We start from the raw sequence: 17,876 nt of genomic DNA on the forward strand, positions 1-17,876 counted from the left end.
CAATGTGGGGATCATCAATACGCCGAACCAGCCTACATAAAGGCGGTTGTCGGTGGAGGTGACCCAGTTGCAGAACTGCGCCCACAGATTTGCGCTCTCGCGTCTCTGTAAGGTGGTTGTCATGGTTGGATAATTACTGGTTAAAGGAATGATGAAAGTGGTGTTAACCACACTTCATATATTACGCAGATGATTTCGATTTGTAAAGAGTGTTAACAAACTTTTCAGGATTCTCCGTCTAAAGGGGTAGGTTCAGAGTCCTAGACGGATTTCGGCTCGATCGATATTTTTCCGTGTCTATTGGGAAACAAGCTCTTGGAGAATCCGAACGTGGAGGACTTCGGCTAACTCAGACTGAATAAGAGTTTCAATGAAAATGAGAAGGGGTGAAGCTGGGTTAAGTACGGTCGGTGGTACGGTTGAGAAAATGTTGGAAGCGAGATTTGGAGGAAAGCGCGATCGCGTAGAGGTTCCCCAATATCCATTTCGCCTCCGATTCCCATTTGACCCGAATAGTTGCACAACTTCATGAAAAGCTGTCTTGTTCTCTGCGATCGCTTTGTACATTTCTTGAGCGATTCTCAGATTCGGCAGCGCGACTTCATAAAAAACGGCTTGAGTGTAGTGGGCGGCGTTTTCGCGGAGAAAGCAGGAACTTTATTAATTGAGAGCGTAACTTGAGAAATTAATAAAGAGATAGGGTAACGTTCTAGACCCAGATTAGGAGTGGGATTTACGATCACATTTCCATACCACGAGCAATTATGTTCGCCTTCTTTTGGTCTGTGATTGGTATTTTAGGCTGGAGCTATCTTAGTAGTCTCTTATTTTGGTTCGGGTTGCGACTTCTATTTTCCGATCGCTTTTGGTGGTTAGCACTGCTCAATACATTCGCGCCTTACCTGTTTTTGCCGATCGTGATTCTTTTGCCGCTTGCATTCTGGAGTCGAAAGAGACGATTGCTGATAGGGCTTATTTTGGGCTGCCTATTGTTTGGTGTGCTGTTTCCACCCAGACTGAATTTTCCTACAACAGCACGACGAAACACGCTGCTTAGAGTGATGACTTTCAATCTCCTATGGAGCAATCAGGACTATCCAAAAATTACGCAGGTGGTTCAGAAGATGGATGCTGATGTGGTTGGAATACAAGAGCTACAACCAAAAGAACTCCCGAATTTGTTAAAAGCAATTTCGCCAATTTATCCTTATTATGCGATTCATCCAGCAGATCGATTTCATACCGTTGCATTGTTTAGTCGTTTACCAATCGAGTCTGTCAAACCACTACTTTTCCCACCGATCGAGCGAGGATTACAAGCCATTGTTCGATATGGCGATCAACGCATCAATGTTCTAGTCACGCATCTTACGCCGAATAACATTCCGCTGAATCAGTTAGTGTCTGAAACCATCGATCGATACACTCGCAGAGCCGCAGAAACAGAGTTTCTGAAGAAGTTTATCCCAGAACAATCATTACCGACAATTATGCTCTGTGATTGCAATATGACGGACAGTTCTGAAACTTATTACGAATTGCGGAAAGTGTTGAAAGATAGCTTTGAAGAACGAGGACAAGGCACAGGACATACATTAGTGAGTAGCATTGTGCCCTTTGCAGTTCAAAGATTGGACTATGTTTGGCACACAGGTGAACTACAGTCGATCGAGTCGTTTGTCGGAGCGGATGGCGGTTCTGATCATCTTCCAGTGATTGCTAGTTTTCGGGTTCCTTAGAGGTTGACTTCACTTCTTGAGTTGTTGATAATGTCCAATCATCACAAGACAAGCAATCCTGCAATCGACCGCGCTTTGTTGCTCGATGAATAGATAACGTTGGGTCGTCTGTTGCCACCCATGACCGACCTTCAGCTTTGGGCTAGGAGATAATGTCAAGCGAATCCCCCAGATGCGGAGGATTCAGGGAAGATTAACTTTGCGACGAATTCAAATCATTGATCGTAATGCGGAAGCGCTTTAGGTGAATCCGGGCGCGAGTTGAAAGCCCCATCTGTTTGAGCAATCGATTGATATGTCGATCGCTGATTGCTACTCCAGTTTCTTGTAGCAAATGTTTTCGTAACCATTGGGCTGTCCAACGCTCAAAGGGATAGCCATACTGTTTTGGACTATGACTTACCAGTTCTTTCAACCGAGCGAGATAGTCATCGTTAATCGTTTTCGGTCTTCCTACAGGCTGACTGCTCCAATCATCCTGTGCATACTGCTTCTTACTCTTGGTCATGGAACACACTCCCTAACAGATAGATGGGCGATCGTCTGGTAGAAGCTCGATCGCTTTTTGTTAGGTAGAATCACCCGTTTCTGCTGTTATTAAACGCGATTGATGCTCCAAATTGAAAGGTTGAAAATACGATTTTTTTGTCCGAATTTATGTCCGAAAAAGCACTTTCAAGGGGTCGATTATTTGAAATTACATCGCTAATCATTGCGATACCAGTAGACGCGAGAAGTGGTTTTTAACCTGTCGATAACTTACTAGATCCAATCGCGCTTTGCAAGAGAGAGTGTTACCATGACTCAGATTTCAATCTCAAATTTTTCTGATAGTTCTGCTGCATTGAATGACTTAGAGAGCTTGCCAGGTGCTGAATTGCAGATGTGATATCCAATTAAAAGTCCTTTTTACCAGATAGAAAATAAGTTTGTATCCTAGAGATTATGGCGTTTTTGTTAAGCACTCAAAATGTCTTAGATATTTCAGCGATCGTAAAGTTCTTAACATGAATTCCGAGTTAGTTTTGAGGTTCAACCAGAATCAGGAAAAAATCTTGAACTTATTAGTTTGAGTTTAAAGATTAGACTGCTTTTATTGTGTTCGGATAGCCACGAATTGATTCCGGGTCAGGCGATGAAAATTACTTGTAACCTACTCTTATCTTGATGCTAAGACTGACTCTAAATCTCCCGTTTTGCAGTCTGCTAAGGCTTGTTTGACTGAGTGGTTGCCTTACTGCTTTCTTGGGTTTAGGCGATCGTGGAAATACTAACCTCATTGCACTTGGAACTATGACTGGAAAAGTTTCCGGTCTTAACAGCAGTGTCCAATCGACTCCCAAGCCTTTCCAGGACTAGAGCAGCACTTGTTTATAGTCCTGATTTTCATAGCCTTTTACTAGCGCGAAGTTATAGAACAATCCTCGTAACCATAGGAACACTGCCATTTTCCATAAAGTTGTAAAAGATGAGTGTTGTTAGTATCCAACCTTCAGGAACAAAGGGTCGATCGATGTAATAGCGCCACAACAATCGATTCTGTTGGTCGATCGATACTGACCAGCTATATACCATTCCCGCAGTTGGATCAGCATCTAGAGCCTGCACTTGTTTTTCCAGCTTGCGAGGAAACCACAGATCATCCGAATCCAGTGGTGCAAGATAGATTCCACGAGGATTTTGAATGGCTAAATTCCTTGTAGCGATAATCCCGGCGAATATTGCCTGCTTTGTAGAATCCACCAGAGATCAGAAACCCTAAGCAGATTCCCAACCCGAGTAAAAGCGCGATCGGGATTTCTTTCAAGTTCCAGAAGGTTGCCCAAGGTGTTCCGAATTTTTCAGCAATGAACCACACGAATCCCAATAAAGTGAGATCTGAAATAACCAGAGTGAGAACTCGTAGCCATTGCGTTCCCACGCCTCGACGGAGATGGACGACGCTTGATGAACGAAGGTCAAGGGGGCTTTGCTGCGTTGAAATTTTTAGCATCTTCACGCTCGATAATGGTGCAGCGCGTCAGTTGCGATGAGTGAAATTAAGACAGCGAATCAACAACTGAACGATCGCTTAGAAACCGACACACATTACTCAGAGCAGAGAACCTAATTTCTTAGATTCACAACGCACATCAGTGTAGAAGCATCCTACAAAAATTGGCAACTGGCATTCCTTCGCTTCATATAACATTCACAATTGAAATAATTCGACTGTGTTCCATCTTCTGTTGTAAAAGTAATCTTCGATACGTTAGTTTCTTCGTTTTGATTTACACAAGAATGTGTTCAATTGCATTTCAAAATTCCGTCTTTTCCCAGAGATTGCAGCAATAAATCAATCAAATTGCTGTATCGTCAAAAAAAAATGCTACCTATCAGCAGCATCTAAGTCATTGTTTGTCTTGATGTAGTTCAAAAGTTCATTGATTCAAATGTGACAGAAGGCGAGCCTTAGAAGTCACATAAAGTTTGAACCAATTTTTGATAATTTATCCGGAGCAAAATCGCGCTCCGGACAGACGCAGCTAAATCACGTTCCCTTCGGGGAGCAAAGCTACCGCTAATTTCTCAGCTAAATCTCGAATTGCAGGAGTCAGAGATCGCGATCGATTTAACCACTGGTGGAACAATTCCTGACTCTTATCGAAAGCAACACCTAGTCCAAATTGCCCACTCAGCACGATCAATCGCTCTAACACACGAATCTGAGGCTCTGCTCTCTCAATTTCGCTCTGATTAAATAGCACCCACAACGATCGCTCAATTAATCGCTGTAGAGTCTCCCGCGCTTCGGGTTGCTGAAGATGACAGCGTAAATGAATCGCTTCAGTCGCGATCGCTTCCAGTTGTCCTAGATGAATCAAAACGGCATTCAACTCATCTAAATCTTGTTCAAGCGATCGTAGTGTCAACAACAATCGATGTCCCAATGCAATTTCCGCTGCCACTTGTAGCTCTTGCGGCACAGGCAATTCATCTCGGTGGAACGCCATCAGCACCCCATAGTTATCGCGATACACCTGCGTATAAAGCTGATCTAATCGCGTCAAAGTCTCATGACTGAGCAATCGCATCATTCGGTGACGCTCTTCCGCAAACAAATCTTGCAGGCTGTAAGCGACATCGCCAAACACTTGATTCATTTTCAAAATTGTCTGTGCTGCACTGCCATGATTTAACGTTTCAAAAAGCTGCTCTTTCACCTGTGTATAATTGCGTCGCCCTGCAAACGGTTGAATGCAGCAGTGGAAATCCCAACCGCAGAGATGCAGTACTGCAAAGACGAAATGCTGCGATTCGCGAGTAATTTCCGAAGTGAGTTGAAGTTGCCCGATCGCTAATGTGACCGATCCCATCCGCTGAATCTGATAATCTAGCTGACTCGCCGTGTAGCAATACACCCGCTGTTCTCGTGAATATGAAGTGAACAGAGACGAAATTGCATAATGCGCCGCCACTTGTTCAAACGTAATTTGTGCAGGGATCACAAGCTGGCGGTAAACTTCCGCGCCGTTCTTAAAGCAATCGACGTTACTCGGAGCCGATGCCAGCCGCTTAATGAAATTCTTCTCAAGTTGAACTCCCGCGACATCTCCAGCCAGTTCAAGTGCCCGTGATGCGTATCGGAGAATCTGCACTCCTTCAGGTCGGGAAAGCTCTTCAAAGAACCAGCCGCAACTGGTATACATCAGAAGTGCATGACGCTGCATTTCGAGCAATCGCAGAGCATCTAAGCGATCGACATTTGATAACTTATGCGACTGATGCCGAGCAAGGAATTTCTGAACCGAAGCGCGATCGCGAATCACCTGCACATATTCATCCCGCGCCAACCAAGGATCGTTAAACAGCTTTTTCCCTTCCTCTTCATACACTCGAATCAGTTGATCCCGCAGCCAATCGAGTGCATCTCTCAGCGGTCGTCGCCATTTCTGATGCCAGCCACCCCCTCCTCCACAACCGCAATCTTCTTGCCATCGATCGACTCCATGAGAACAACTCCAAGCCGTGACGGGCTTCAGTACCACTTCCCAAGTTGGCGGATTCAAACTGAGATAATGTGCGAAGTTCGTCACTGTCCAATCGCGCTTGGGGAACTCGTCCGTAAACGCATACGCCAAACATTTCTCAGTGCCACCTTTGTGATGTCCGAAGGTTTCGCCATCCGTTGCGACTGAGATCAACTGAGTCGGACGATGATCCCCGCGAACCGCCTGACCTAATCGACTCGCTAAATGGTGCGAACTGCTCAAAGCCGAATCGAATCCCATATCACGAGAAATCGGACCATCGTAAAAGAAGACATCGATATAAGGAGAATCGGGATCATTCGATCGCAGGTAACATCGATACGGACGAGTCGGATCAATCTGTCCGCCGCCGACTTCTTGCCAGTGGGGATCATTCTGCTCTCTGCATCGTTCTGCTTGAGACGGAGCCAGCACAATGAATTTGATCCCCTCTTCGATCAAAACCTCTACAGTGGCATAATCGACAGCCGTTTCAGCCAGCCACATGCCTTCGGGATCACGCCCAAAATGCGATCGAAAATCTTCTTTCCCCCATCGAACCTGCGTCCGCTTATCGCGCTCATTTGCCAGCGGCAGGATGATGTGATTGTAAACTTGCGCGATCGCATTCCCATGCCCGTTTAAGCGATCGCAACTTTTACGATCGGCTTCCACAATCCGCTGATACACCTCAACATCGTGCCGCTCGATCCAACTCATCAAAGTCGGACCAATATTGAAGCTTAAATACTCAAAATTATTGACGATCCCTAAGAGTTGCCCCTGATCGTTGAGGATTCTGGCAAACGCATTTGGACGATAACATTCGTGGTGAATCCGCTCATTCCAGTTGTGGAACGGCGCGGCACTCGGTTGGCGCTCGATCGCATCAAGATAGGGATTCTCGCGAGGTGGCTGATAGAAATGCCCGTGAACTGTAACGTAAACCCCGATCGCAGTTTGCACGGGATCAGGACTTTGAACATTCAAATCGACCGGAGCTAAACGGGATGAAGCATCAGAAAGTGAGGTCATTGTCAGTTTCCACATTAGAATGCGCTCACCTGCGATAACACCCGATCGCAGAACAAGCAGATAGTATCAAACTCGGAAAAGATTGAAGCGAAGGCAGCTTCGTCATGAGACGCGCAAAGCACTCTATCCCACCATAACAAGCCCGAAAGAAACCACAATCTAACCCAAAGTCCAGTGAAATCCACGCCAGAGCTAGATTGTGACAACGCTGATGTGAACGCAGATCATGAACGGAATGGCTACAATCCATTGGTCTACATTCATCTCTTTCGATTGAACCCTACTTCAGCCTCGTTTTTGGAATCTCTTAAGAATTTTGTATGGGAGTTTACGATCGCGCCACTAAAATTCATTTTTTGTGATGAACAATCGGGAATTAGGCTGCCGAGAGGTGTGGATCGTGAGTATCCTATTTAGGACGATTTCCTACCCTCGAAACGCGAATGTCAATCAAGAATACGGTTTTTTCAGCATTACTCGTGATGATCCCGGTGTCGATCGCGGCTCATTATCTCCATTGGGGAGCACTCGTCGTGTTTGGTACGGCGGCAGTGGCGATTCTACCGCTTGCCGCTTGGATGGGCACTGCCACTGAAGAGATCGCGGTGGTGGTTGGTCCGACGCTAGGCGGCTTGATGAATGCCACATTTGGAAACGCGACTGAGTTGATCATTGCTCTTGTTGCTCTGAATGCGGGTTTAGTCGATGTCGTAAAAGCCAGCCTGACGGGATCAATTATTGGCAATCTGCTGTTGGTGATGGGCTTGTCGATGCTGCTCGGTGGATTGCGCTACAAAGAGCAGGAATTTCAACCGATCGTGGCGCGAGTGAATGCGTCTTCGATGAATCTTGCTGTAATTGCGCTCTTGTTGCCAACAGCGGTAAATATCACTTCATCGGGGATCGAATCTAAGACGTTACAAACGCTGTCGGTGGCGGTTGCGATCGTGCTCATCACGGTTTACGCACTGACCCTCTTATTTTCGATGAAAACCCACACTTATTTATATGACGTGGGAACCGCAGAAAATAGTAAAGCGGAAGAGCTTGCGGAAGCTAATTTGTCGCATGAAGGGAAAAAGCCAAATCTGGTCTTATGGTCGATCGTGCTTCTGATCTGTACTGTTTTTGTTGCGATCGAATCAGAATTGCTGGTAGATAGCTTAGAAGTGGCAACCGAAAAATTAGGATTAACGGCACTATTTACAGGGGTGATTCTATTACCGATCGTCGGAAATGCCGCAGAACACGCGACCGCTGTAACCGTTGCAATGAAAGACAAAATGGATTTGTCGCTCTCAGTTGCCGTGGGATCAAGTTTGCAAATTGCGCTCTTTGTGGCTCCCGTTCTAGTCATTATCGGCTGGTTCACAGGACAGCCGATGGATCTCGATTTCAATCCGTTTGAATTGGTTGCGGTTGCGGTTGCCGTTCTAATTACAAATTCGATTAGTTCAGATGGTCGATCGAATTGGCTAGAAGGAACGCTTTTACTCGCAGCTTATCTTGTTCTCGGACTCGCCTTCTATTTTCATCCGGTGATGGTATAGGTTGCTTTTTCCAGCACGAAGAGAAGATTTCTGAGCGAATCTATTTAAGCTGAAGTCGAGAAGTTTTCTCAAAGTTAAGAAAACTTCTCGACTTGATATTCTTGAAGCGTAAGTAAATTCTCCGTGTTGATCCGGATCACAGTCGTCGCTCACGGAAAACTAGAAACAAGAGCGGTAGTAAAAGATACGTGGAGACAATGCGGATTTCTGTATGAAGTCTTGATGAAGTGACACAGATTACACTCGGTCTTCACGGATTTCACTACGATAGCCATACTTTGACCTTGCCCCGGTCAAGTCCGATCCAAATTAAATTGATGTTCCTGAAGTCTGGGGTTGAGGAGTGCTGAAACCATGAATGCTGGGTCGATTCATCAAAGTCGCGGTATTACACCGGAAGAACAGCGACTCTACGATCATCTATTAAAGTTAGTTCAATCTGAATCACCTCAAGTTCTGACTGAGCGGTTTCGTCTCCTGTTTGTGGAAGGAACTGGCTATCCGGATCTCGCATTTCAGCAGGATCTCGATCGCTTAGTTCAATCGACGACTTCTGCCCAAGAATTCCGCTTTATCCTGAACCGCTGCTGCCACATTCTGATCAACCGCTGGCAGTCTCGCCCGCAGCACTATGGCGCGATCGCAGATTTGGTCGCCTCGTTTGAATCGGCTCCAACCCGTCCAATTACAGCGGACTTTTCTCGATCGCGCATCATCAAGCAACAGCGCACTCTGATTCAGGAATTCCAGCAAACAGAGCAATATTTGACCCTGAAGCGTCTTGCCACTGTTTTACAGCCTGCGCCCACTGAAACCGAATCGTTTGGCACACTAATCCGCCGTTACCCTTACCTATACGAACATTGCCTCGTGGCTGAAGGAACACCCGACATTCAGCAAGCTTCGATTCGCCAACTGCAAGCCGATCGACAAAAACAATTCGAGCTTGATCTCTCAAAATATGTGACTTATCAAGTTCGACGAGCAGCAAGTAATCGCATCATTCACCCGGTCGAAAATCCGACTTTATTAGATGATCGATCTCTCAGTCAGGCTCTCCATCAATTCACTGGAAAAGTACACGGAAACGATACCTGTCGAGAAGTTGCCCAGCGGTTTTTAGCGCATTGTCAAGGCATTCGATCGTACAAAGAGTTCAAAGCCGAACTGTATCACTATCTCACTGATACGGTGAATCCAGCCTACGGAAAGCGCCACTTTAATCAGCAACTCGGCAAATTATTAATTAATGCGTATCCACAAAGCGACTCACAACCGCTCTCGGATTTCCTCATGGTGCGGACTTGTAGCCAGCTTCTGAATTTCCTAGTCGTCGAAAGCGTCCATCGACCGCAGCACTTTGTTTTTGTCGATCTGCTTTCAAACTTGGGAGCCACTTCGACCACACAACTCTTGCTGCAAATTGTTCTACTTTGTCGGCGGGTGAAACCTTATTTAGAGAAGCGATTCTCAATTTTATTTCATCACTATGAAAGCTACAGTCGCGATCGCGTTCAGTGGCTGATCGCGGCGATGGAAAACCTACAAATCGCGCTCAGCACCAACTTCAGCGCTTTGAATTTATGTTTTGTCAATCAACTGGTGCGCTAGAGTCTAGGATTTGTGCTACTCTTCATGATGGTAGGTTGCGCGTTCTAGAAAGCTGTGCATACTTAGGTGTGGACGGCGATTTTTAGTCTGATTGGAATCTACAACTTTTAATCTACTGGAGGATACTACAGCATGACCCAAGTGGTTTTAGGAGAAAACGAAGGCATCGATTCAGCGTTGCGCCGCTTTAAGCGCCAAGTCTCAAAAGCTGGAATTTTGGCAGATCTGCGATCGCACCGTCATTTTGAAACGCCGCTGGAAAAGCGCAAACGCAAAGCGATCGTCGCTCGACGCAATCGCCGCTACCGTTAACGGTGATAGTCGATTCTTGATATAAGGATCGATTTTTTTCGTCTAAGACCGTTTATCGGCAGCATTGCTAGGATGTGAGAAGTGCAGATTACTTCTCTCGTGAATTTATGACTGACTCCATTTCCGATGCTGGCAAACCTTTGGATCAGGAGCTAGACGAAGCGATTTCCGGGTTCGATGAGATCCAAAATGAGCTAAATTATCGACAGGCTCAAACAACGCTACGAGAGCTAGTTGAAAATCTCGATTTAACTGACCAAGAGCGATCGGGATTGGAGTCAGAAATTCACGGACTGGAGACGATGCTAGAAAAGCTCGATCGTCTCGTGGTTCAAATCGCTGCTTTCGGTATGGTCGGGCGCGGTAAGTCTTCGCTGTTAAATGCGTTGCTCGGTCAACAGATTTTTGAAACTGGTGCAATTCACGGAGTCACGCGATCGCAGCAGTCGGCTCAGTGGACTGTGACAAACGAAGCGATCGAGGGCAGTGATCAAGAGATCCTGCGGGTGAAACTTCCCAGTACAACCAATTCTCAAATCGAATTAATTGACACTCCTGGAATCGATGAAGTCAACGGAGAAGCCAGAGAAGCCTTAGCACGTCAGGTCGCTCAACAAGCCGATCTGTTACTCTTCATTGTTTCCGGTGACATTACGAAAGTCGAATTCCAAGCACTTTCAGAATTACGCGACGTTGGGAAGCCGATTATTTTGGTGTTTAACAAAATCGATCAGTATCCAGATGCCGATCGTATGAGCATCTATCAAAAAATTCGCGATGAACGGGTCAAAGAACTGCTCTCACCGGATGAGATTGTCATGGCTGCGGCTTCTCCGTTAGTTGCACGAGCGGTAAAACGTCCTGATGGTCGAATGTCTCCGCAAATGGTCAAAACAGAGCCGCAAGTTCAAGATCTTAAGCTAAAAATTCTCGAAGTTCTGCACCGAGAAGGCAAATCGCTGGTTGCTCTAAACTCGATGCTGTTTGCCGATGATGTTCACGATCGCTTACTTCAACGCAAACTTACGATCCGCGAACAAAACGCCAATCGAGTGATCTGGAACGGTGTGATGACAAAAGCGATCGCGACTGCGGTAAATCCAATCATGGTGTTGGACATTCTTAGCAGTGCCGCGATCGATGTAGCGCTGATCATGAGTTTGTCTAAGCTCTATGGCATTCAGATGACCCAGCAAGGAGCCTTGAAATTACTCCAACGAATTGCGATCGCGATGGGTGGCATTAGTGCGACTGAATTGCTCACAAATTTGGGATTGAGTTCGCTCAAAGGATTGTTAGGGGTAGCGGCTCCGGCAACGGGGGGATTGTCGATCGCGCCTTACATGACAGTGGCACTGACTCAGGGAGCGGTGGCGGGCGTTTCGACTTATGCGATCGCTCAAGTGACCAAAGCGTATCTTGCGAATGATGCTTCTTGGGGTATAGAAAGCCCGAAAGCGGTGGTAACTCGAATTCTTGCTTCGCTGGATGAGGATTCGATTATGAATCGGATCAAGGATGAATTACGGGCAAAACTTGATCTTCATGCCCGACAAGCGAAAGCAGGAAAAAATTAGCGCTTTGCTGTCCGCATCGAAGGCGCGATCGTATCTGAACTAAGAATCTCCCGCTACTTTTTGAACTTCAGTGACATCAATTTGGAGTTGGTCGGCAATTTGCTCGATCGTCAAACCAGTTCTCAACAAGGTAGGAACGACTCGCGATAATAATTCCTGTCGTCCTTCCTGTCGTCCTTCCTGTCGTCCTTCCTGTCGTCCTCGTTGAAGCGTTTCTTCTTCCCATTGCTGATAAATCGGTGACAAACTCATGACTAGCCCTCGTTCATCTCTATTCAAATTTTGACGTGCTTCTAGGGTTTTTCGCAAGTTCATTAATTGCTTCAGTGCATGGGTGCGAAACGGATGATTCTTAGGCAGAGCCATTAGTTCTGAAACTGCTTGAGCTTGAACCGTTTCGCGTCCCAACAATCTTAACCAAAGCGTCTCTGAAGTGACGGGAAGCTGATTAATTGCAATAATAGCGGCGCGTTGACCTTCGGGGAGAAAGTAGATTCCTGGTAGCCAGTCAGGTTTCTCGATCGCGCTAAATTCCCGCAGAACTTTCGGAGAAACCGTCGGGGAAATCACCCAAAGTCGTGGCAAAGTCACTTGAGACGGTGAAATATTTTGACTCTTCGCTTTACGGAGCAATTCAAGACGAACTTCATTCAGTTTGCTTTGACCATCGAGAATCTGACCTGCTTGAATTGGGTTGCGATAAGGTTCAAGCAAACACGGGAGCGATACCATTCGACCCAGTAATCCTAATGCGTCTTGAGACGAGAGTTTGGCAGGATCAGGATCAAACCAGAGATCGATTTGTCGGACTTCGCTCGTAATTTCTCGACCAATTTCGGCTGTACCAAAAGGCTCCAGGAATCCGGCAAGACAGAGTTTTGCAAACTGATCGTGTAGCGTTCTAGTCACGTCGCACGTCCTTGCAGAATTGCTCAATTCTTGACCAGACTCGATCGACTAAATCTCCCGCATCCGAGTCGAACCATTCAATCTCTGAAACGGCTCGAAACCAAGTTCGTTGACGCTTTGCAAACTGTCGAGTGTGTAAGACGGTTAAGCGCTCTGCCTCGGATAGCGAAATCTCGCCTCGTAAATATTGCCGTATTTCTGCATATCCCAACGTGTTTAAAAGCGGCAACTCCTCACCGTACTTCTCACACAGCGTTTTCACTTCCTCGACAAATCCCATTTCGATCATTTGTCCGGTGCGTTTGGCGATGCGGTGTTCTAAGCGATCGCTATCCAACGCCAAATACAACATCGGAAACTTAGGAGGTTCTTCGCCTTGTTGTTCCGAAATTGGGCGACCTGTAACGTAAAAAACTTCTAATGCTCTGAGCGTTCGGACTTGATCATTGGCGTGAATTCGACTTGCCGCGATCGCGTCTACTTGCTGCAACATTTCATAAAGTGTATTTTGCCCCAATTGTTCAAGCTGAGATCGTAATTCAGGTTGTGGTGCGACTCTGGGAATCTTCATTCCACGTGCGATCGCTTTAATATATAGCCCGGTTCCGCCAACGAGAAATTGAACGCCACCCCGGTCACGTAAACGTGTGCCATAGGCAGCGAGAATTTCTTGCGCTCTCATTTGATAATCTGCAACCGTTAGTGTTTCGGTTGGATTGCAAATGTCGATTAAATAATGTGGGATACGATTTTGCTCTTGTTTCGTCGGTTTTGCCGTTCCGATGGTAAACTCGCGATACACTTGGCGCGAATCGGCACTGAGGATGATCGAATTCAAGCGATCGGCAAGTTCGATCGCCAAACCAGACTTTCCCGTTGCCGTCGCACCACCGATTATAATAAGTACAGGCGTATTGTTAAAGATTTTTGGTTCATGTTGAAAATTTTGAGTCAAAATAGACCGATCCATCCTACTTTCAAAATTCGTCCGAAACTGCTCTAAAACCGCTTATAAGCCATTTGTGCTATAATTTTGATAGAAATTGCCTTTTCAACTTCAATTTCGCTTCTTGGTTTAATTTCCTGCTACACCTCGCCCTAAAGAACGCTTCCTATGACGACAAACTACGATGCCCAACAGATCCAAGTCCTAGAAGGTCTTGAAGCGGTGCGAAAACGCCCCGGTATGTATATCGGTAGTACCGGACCTCGCGGCTTGCATCACCTTGTTTACGAAGTAGTCGATAACTCCGTTGATGAAGCGCTCGCGGGCTACTGTAAATCGATCGATATTTCCATCAACGCAGATGGCTCTGTCACCGTAACCGACGACGGACGTGGGATTCCGACCGGAATCGTTGCCAAAACTGGAAAATCCGGTCTTGAAACCGTGCTGACAATTTTACACGCTGGCGGTAAGTTCGGGGGTGGCGGGTATAAAGTCTCTGGGGGTCTTCACGGGGTCGGGGTTTCGGTCGTGAACGCGCTTTCAGAATGGGTCGAAGTCACCGTCTGGCGCGATAAGAAAGTCCACTTAATGCGATTTGAGCGCGGCGTTCCGATCGGAGAAATGCAGGAGCAGCCGTATTCCCAAGCGAGAACGGGAACTTCGGTGACATTCATGCCGGATGCCACGATCTTTACTGAAACGACGAAGTTCGATTACACGACGCTTTCTGGACGCTTAAGAGAGTTGGCGTACTTGAATGGTGGCGTAAAGATTACTTTTGTCGATCGTCGTCCTGATCTTGAGCGCGACGAAACTTATTTCTACGAAGGTGGAATCCGCGAGTACGTTTCGTACATGAACCGCGAGAAGCAACCACTCCACGAAGAAGTAATCTTTGTACATGGCGAACGCAACAATATTCAAGTTGAAGTGTCGCTGCAATGGTGTTCGGATGCTTATACCGATAACATCATCGGATTTGCGAATAACATTCGTACCGTTGACGGTGGAACGCACTTAGAGGGATTGAAAGCGGTTCTGACTCGGACGCTGAATACGATCGCTCGGAAGCGCAACAAGATCAAAGAAAATGAATCGAACCTTGCAGGGGAGAACATTCGAGAAGGCTTAACGGCTGTGATCTCGGTGAAAGTGCCTGACCCAGAGTTTGAAGGTCAAACGAAGACGAAGCTTGGTAATACTGAAGTTCGCGGGATTGTGGACTCGCTTGTCGGTGAAGTGCTGACTGAATATCTTGAGTTTCGCCCGAATGTTTCGGATTCGATTATTGAGAAAGCGGTTCAAGCCTTCAAAGCAGCAGAGGCGGCTCGTCATGCCCGCGAAATGGTTCGTCGTAAGTCGGTCTTAGAATCTTCGACGCTGCCCGGAAAACTTGCGGATTGTGCGTCTCGTGATCCGAGCGAATCTGAAATCTACATCGTGGAAGGGGATTCTGCGGGTGGTTCGGCAAAACAAGGACGCGATCGACGTTTCCAAGCAATTCTTCCTCTACGCGGTAAGATCCTCAACATCGAAAAGACCGACGATTCAAAGATCTACAAAAACACTGAAATTCAAGCGCTAATCACTGCACTCGGACTCGGTATCAAAGGTGAGGAGTTCGATGTCTCTCAATTGCGCTATCACCGCATTATCATCATGACTGACGCGGACGTAGACGGAGCACACATCAGAACTTTGCTGCTGACCTTCTTCTATCGCTATCAACGAATGATGGTCGATCAAGGTTATGTGTACATTGCTTGCCCTCCATTGTTCAAAGTAGAACGCGGACGCAATCACTACTATTGCTACAGCGAGCGAGAGCTACAAGAACGCTTATCGACTTTCCCAGACAATGCGAGCTACAACATTCAGCGCTTCAAAGGGTTGGGTGAAATGATGCCTCAGCAGCTATGGGATACGACGATGAATCCTGAGACTCGGACACTGAAGCGAGTTGAGATCGAAGATGCTGCGGAAGCCGATCGCATCTTTACGGTATTAATGGGCGATCGTGTTGCTCCTCGACGTGAGTTCATCGAAACCTATGGCTCGAAACTGAACTTGACTGATCTCGATATCTAAGCCTATGACTGCAACTCTGATTCAAAGTCCTGATCGGGTAGTCTTACGAAACATTAGCTGGCAATCGTACCAGTCACTTGTTCGCGACTTTGAATCGGAGCCTCGTTTGCGGCTGACTTACGATCGTGGAACGCTAGAAATTCGGATGCCGCTTGATCCGCACGAATCTTTTAAGAAATTGCTGGGACGGTTGATTGAAGCCGCAACTGAGGAACTTGATCTAGAGATTCGTAGCTTGGGATCTCGGACGTGCGATCGAGAGGACTTATCGAGAGGACTGGAACCCGACCAGTGTTACTACATTCAGAATGAAGCGCAGGTTCGTGGGATTGCTCAGATTGATCTAGCACAGTTCCCACCTCCCGATTTAGCGGTTGAAGTGGACGTTACATCAAGTTCACTCAATCGCTTTTCGATTTATGCAGCTTTGAACGTGCCAGAGGTCTGGCGATATGATGGACAGTCGCTCACTATTTACTCGTTGAGATCGGGAGAATATCAAGTGTGCGATCGTAGTCTTACTTTACCGATGCTTACAGCAGCAGATGTAATGCGCTTTCTAGAACTCTATTCGAGCATTGGTGAAAATAGCTTGATTAAACGGTTTCGGCAGTGGATTAGAAATCAGTAAGTACCCTGTCTTCGAGCTTCATAGAGCATTAAGGCAGTCGCGATCGCAACATTCAAAGATTCAACGCCTTGAGCTAGAGGAATTGTCACTTGGACATCTGCGAGTTCTAATAACTCTGGTGAAAGTCCGGCTCCTTCATTTCCCATCAGAATCAAACTTGGCTGAGAAAAGTCGATTTCCCAATAGGTCTGAGTGGCTGTGGGAACGGTGGCGATAACTTGCATTCCTTGGGATTTTGCGATCGCAATCTCTTTCTTCAAATCTGCTCGGATCGACATCGGTAATCGAAACCACTGACCCGCAGACGATCGTAAAACTTTCGGATTTTCAATATCCGCACAGTCTTCACTCAACCAAAGTCCTTCAACTCCTGCGGCTGCGGCAGTTCGGATGATTGTGCCTAAATTGCCGGGATCTTGAATCGTTTCGAGGACTAATCCAAGCTGAGAGAATTCGACTGGGCGAGTGTGAAACTGTTCGATCGTGGCAACAATTCCATCCGGTTCAACTGTAGTCGCGATCGCTTTTAGCACTTCGGGGCTAACGAGTTCTAATCGCTCGGATCGATCGGGCAATTGTTCAAATAGCTCCTGATGTTGCGCTTGCCAAGTTTCAGTACAACAGACAGTGAGAAAAGAAAGGTCGATCGACAAAGCTTCCTCAATCAGGTGCGTTCCTTCTAGTAAGAAAACTTGTTGCTCCCGTCGTTCTTTGGTGCGGTGAAGCTTTCGCAATTGTTTGACTAGCGGATTTTGCAGACTGGTCAGCATCTTTTCTCTCAGCACATAAACGAATTGTAGGGCGTTATCGATCTACTTTGAACGTAGCCATGCGATGAAAAGCACGATCGCGATTCCAATACAGAACCAAAGAATCCAGTTGATTCGACGTTGGGAAGTAGAGCGGGGTTTGGGTGACGTGGGCAGACTGCGATCGTACCAATCGTCTTTAGCTGAAGGTTTGTCGATCGGGGGAGCGGGAAAGCTGGGAGCGGATTGGCTTTGCTCGGTGGCGATGATTTGCTGAAAGCTATAAATGGCTTCGTCGCATTTCTTAACTTGATGATCGAGCTTTAATTCTGCAAAAACGGCGCGGGCTTGCCGGAGAGTGGAGAGGGCTTCAAAGCGACGAGATTCCCACCTAGCGAGTGTCAAAGCTCTGTTATGTAGAGAAATCGCTTCACCCACACGATCTCCAATTTCATGTTTAATTTGTAAGGACTGCTGGTGGAACTCGATTGCTCGTTGATGCTGTCCTAGAGCATTGAAAGCGATGCCCAAATTACCGAGGGAACTCGCTTCACCACGTCGATCACCTATTTCGCGCTTGATTTCTAAGGATTAGACCTCCTGCACGAATCAAATTGGATGAGCAAGCTCATAGTTCAGCAAGCCTGCGATCAAGTTGAACCGTAGCCCAAATCGCCTGCGACGGTTACGGTAGCGCTCCGATAAGATGCGAAAAA

16 protein-coding genes and 3 pseudogenes are annotated in these 17,876 nt (G+C 46.7%); 7 read left to right on the forward strand and 12 right to left on the reverse strand.

Going from position 1 to position 17,876, the window contains the following annotated elements:
- A pseudogene (locus tag ACQ4M5_RS40640) lies at positions 1-123 on the reverse strand (photosystem II q(b) protein); the annotation flags it as partial.
- 641 nt (positions 124-764) lie between these two features.
- Between ACQ4M5_RS40640 and ACQ4M5_RS40645 the strand changes: the two are divergent.
- The gene (locus ACQ4M5_RS40645) at positions 765-1,739 is read left to right on the forward strand and encodes an endonuclease/exonuclease/phosphatase family protein (RefSeq protein WP_430681494.1); all 975 of its coding nucleotides are present in this window, start codon (positions 765-767) and stop codon (positions 1,737-1,739) included.
- A gap of 9 nt (positions 1,740-1,748) precedes the next feature.
- Here ACQ4M5_RS40645 and ACQ4M5_RS40650 read toward each other — a convergent pair whose 3' ends face one another.
- The 5 genes from ACQ4M5_RS40650 to ACQ4M5_RS40670 all read right to left on the reverse strand — a co-directional run bounded on the left by ACQ4M5_RS40650 (position 1,749) and on the right by ACQ4M5_RS40670 (position 6,784).
- Entirely contained in the window at positions 1,749-1,898 is a 150-nt protein-coding gene (locus ACQ4M5_RS40650) for a hypothetical protein (RefSeq protein WP_430681495.1), read from the reverse strand.
- A gap of 34 nt (positions 1,899-1,932) precedes the next feature.
- Complete coding sequence (locus ACQ4M5_RS40655; RefSeq protein WP_430681496.1) at positions 1,933-2,247, reverse strand: helix-turn-helix domain-containing protein; 315 nt, start codon at positions 2,245-2,247, stop codon at positions 1,933-1,935.
- A 902-nt stretch (positions 2,248-3,149) separates the two neighbouring features.
- Positions 3,150-3,482 carry a glycosyltransferase family A protein gene (locus ACQ4M5_RS40660; RefSeq protein WP_430681497.1) on the reverse strand — a complete coding sequence of 111 codons (333 nt, stop codon included), beginning with the start codon at positions 3,480-3,482 and terminating at the stop codon, positions 3,150-3,152.
- Positions 3,379-3,732, reverse strand: a complete 354-nt coding sequence (locus tag ACQ4M5_RS40665; protein ID WP_430681508.1) for a hypothetical protein — start codon at positions 3,730-3,732, stop codon at positions 3,379-3,381. The genes ACQ4M5_RS40660 and ACQ4M5_RS40665 overlap by 104 nt, the downstream gene beginning before the upstream one ends.
- A gap of 532 nt (positions 3,733-4,264) precedes the next feature.
- Positions 4,265-6,784, reverse strand: coding sequence for a DUF3536 domain-containing protein (locus ACQ4M5_RS40670; RefSeq protein ID WP_430681498.1), 2,520 nt, complete (start codon positions 6,782-6,784; stop codon positions 4,265-4,267).
- 443 nt (positions 6,785-7,227) lie between these two features.
- Here ACQ4M5_RS40670 and cax point away from each other — a divergent pair, with 443 nt between their 5' ends.
- From cax to ACQ4M5_RS40690, 4 genes are all read left to right on the forward strand, one after another.
- Positions 7,228-8,334: a calcium/proton exchanger gene (gene cax / locus ACQ4M5_RS40675; RefSeq protein ID WP_430681499.1), complete on the forward strand. Its 1,107-nt coding sequence runs from the start codon at positions 7,228-7,230 to the stop codon at positions 8,332-8,334.
- Positions 8,335-8,688: 354 nt separating this feature from the next.
- Entirely contained in the window at positions 8,689-9,945 is a 1,257-nt protein-coding gene (locus ACQ4M5_RS40680; protein WP_430681500.1) for a hypothetical protein, read from the forward strand.
- A 132-nt stretch (positions 9,946-10,077) separates the two neighbouring features.
- Positions 10,078-10,257 carry a 30S ribosomal protein S21 gene (rpsU, locus tag ACQ4M5_RS40685; protein ID WP_017291035.1) on the forward strand — a complete coding sequence of 60 codons (180 nt, stop codon included), beginning with the start codon at positions 10,078-10,080 and terminating at the stop codon, positions 10,255-10,257.
- Positions 10,258-10,364: 107 nt separating this feature from the next.
- Positions 10,365-11,834, forward strand: a complete 1,470-nt coding sequence (locus ACQ4M5_RS40690; RefSeq protein WP_430681501.1) for a GTP-binding protein — start codon at positions 10,365-10,367, stop codon at positions 11,832-11,834.
- A 39-nt stretch (positions 11,835-11,873) separates the two neighbouring features.
- On the opposite strand, the gene ACQ4M5_RS40695 is transcribed toward ACQ4M5_RS40690, so the two are convergent.
- Both ACQ4M5_RS40695 and miaA read right to left on the reverse strand, forming a co-directional pair.
- Complete coding sequence (locus ACQ4M5_RS40695) at positions 11,874-12,743, reverse strand: hypothetical protein (protein WP_430681502.1); 870 nt, start codon at positions 12,741-12,743, stop codon at positions 11,874-11,876.
- Complete coding sequence (gene miaA / locus ACQ4M5_RS40700) at positions 12,736-13,713, reverse strand: tRNA (adenosine(37)-N6)-dimethylallyltransferase MiaA (RefSeq protein WP_430681503.1); 978 nt, start codon at positions 13,711-13,713, stop codon at positions 12,736-12,738. Before miaA ends, ACQ4M5_RS40695 begins: the two co-directional genes overlap by 8 nt.
- Positions 13,714-13,857: 144 nt before the next feature.
- On the opposite strand from miaA, the gene gyrB reads away from it, so the two are divergent.
- Positions 13,858-15,780, forward strand: coding sequence for a DNA topoisomerase (ATP-hydrolyzing) subunit B (gene gyrB / locus ACQ4M5_RS40705; RefSeq protein WP_430681504.1), 1,923 nt, complete (start codon positions 13,858-13,860; stop codon positions 15,778-15,780).
- Between the two features lie 4 nt (positions 15,781-15,784).
- A complete protein-coding gene (locus tag ACQ4M5_RS40710) occupies positions 15,785-16,411 on the forward strand; it encodes a Uma2 family endonuclease (RefSeq protein ID WP_430681505.1) in 627 nt (208 codons plus the stop codon).
- Here ACQ4M5_RS40710 and ACQ4M5_RS40715 read toward each other — a convergent pair.
- From ACQ4M5_RS40715 to ACQ4M5_RS40730, 4 genes and pseudogenes are all read right to left on the reverse strand, one after another.
- A complete protein-coding gene (locus ACQ4M5_RS40715; RefSeq protein ID WP_430681506.1) occupies positions 16,405-17,181 on the reverse strand; it encodes a TrmH family RNA methyltransferase in 777 nt (258 codons plus the stop codon). The two genes, ACQ4M5_RS40710 and ACQ4M5_RS40715, sit on opposite strands and share 7 nt — an antisense overlap.
- A 42-nt stretch (positions 17,182-17,223) precedes the next feature.
- Positions 17,224-17,565: a hypothetical protein gene (locus ACQ4M5_RS40720; protein WP_430681507.1), complete on the reverse strand. Its 342-nt coding sequence runs from the start codon at positions 17,563-17,565 to the stop codon at positions 17,224-17,226.
- A gap of 45 nt (positions 17,566-17,610) precedes the next feature.
- Positions 17,611-17,742 (reverse strand): annotated as a pseudogene (locus ACQ4M5_RS40725) (tetratricopeptide repeat protein); the annotation flags it as partial.
- A 27-nt stretch (positions 17,743-17,769) separates the two neighbouring features.
- A pseudogene (locus ACQ4M5_RS40730) lies at positions 17,770-17,876 on the reverse strand (IS5/IS1182 family transposase); the annotation flags it as partial.

This window comes from Leptolyngbya sp. AN10, assembly GCF_050565645.1.
Lineage (GTDB): Bacteria > Cyanobacteriota > Cyanobacteriia > Leptolyngbyales > Leptolyngbyaceae > Leptolyngbya.

Excerpts from the sequence above, each read along its gene's own strand:
- cax (WP_430681499.1), top strand. The coding sequence starts at position 7,228 with ATGTCAATCAAGAATACGGTTTTTTCAGCATTACTCGTGATGATCCCG.
- ACQ4M5_RS40715 (WP_430681506.1), bottom strand. The coding sequence starts at position 17,181 with ATGCTGACCAGTCTGCAAAATCCGCTAGTCAAACAATTGCGAAAGCTT.
- ACQ4M5_RS40665 (WP_430681508.1), bottom strand. The coding sequence starts at position 3,732 with ATGCTAAAAATTTCAACGCAGCAAAGCCCCCTTGACCTTCGTTCATCA.
- ACQ4M5_RS40690 (WP_430681501.1), top strand. The coding sequence starts at position 10,365 with ATGACTGACTCCATTTCCGATGCTGGCAAACCTTTGGATCAGGAGCTA.
- ACQ4M5_RS40645 (WP_430681494.1), top strand. The coding sequence starts at position 765 with ATGTTCGCCTTCTTTTGGTCTGTGATTGGTATTTTAGGCTGGAGCTAT.
- ACQ4M5_RS40670 (WP_430681498.1), bottom strand. The coding sequence starts at position 6,784 with ATGACCTCACTTTCTGATGCTTCATCCCGTTTAGCTCCGGTCGATTTG.
- rpsU (WP_017291035.1), top strand. The coding sequence starts at position 10,078 with ATGACCCAAGTGGTTTTAGGAGAAAACGAAGGCATCGATTCAGCGTTG.
- ACQ4M5_RS40680 (WP_430681500.1), top strand. The coding sequence starts at position 8,689 with ATGAATGCTGGGTCGATTCATCAAAGTCGCGGTATTACACCGGAAGAA.
- miaA (WP_430681503.1), bottom strand. The coding sequence starts at position 13,713 with ATGGATCGGTCTATTTTGACTCAAAATTTTCAACATGAACCAAAAATC.
- ACQ4M5_RS40710 (WP_430681505.1), top strand. The coding sequence starts at position 15,785 with ATGACTGCAACTCTGATTCAAAGTCCTGATCGGGTAGTCTTACGAAAC.
- gyrB (WP_430681504.1), top strand. The coding sequence starts at position 13,858 with ATGACGACAAACTACGATGCCCAACAGATCCAAGTCCTAGAAGGTCTT.
- ACQ4M5_RS40655 (WP_430681496.1), bottom strand. The coding sequence starts at position 2,247 with ATGACCAAGAGTAAGAAGCAGTATGCACAGGATGATTGGAGCAGTCAG.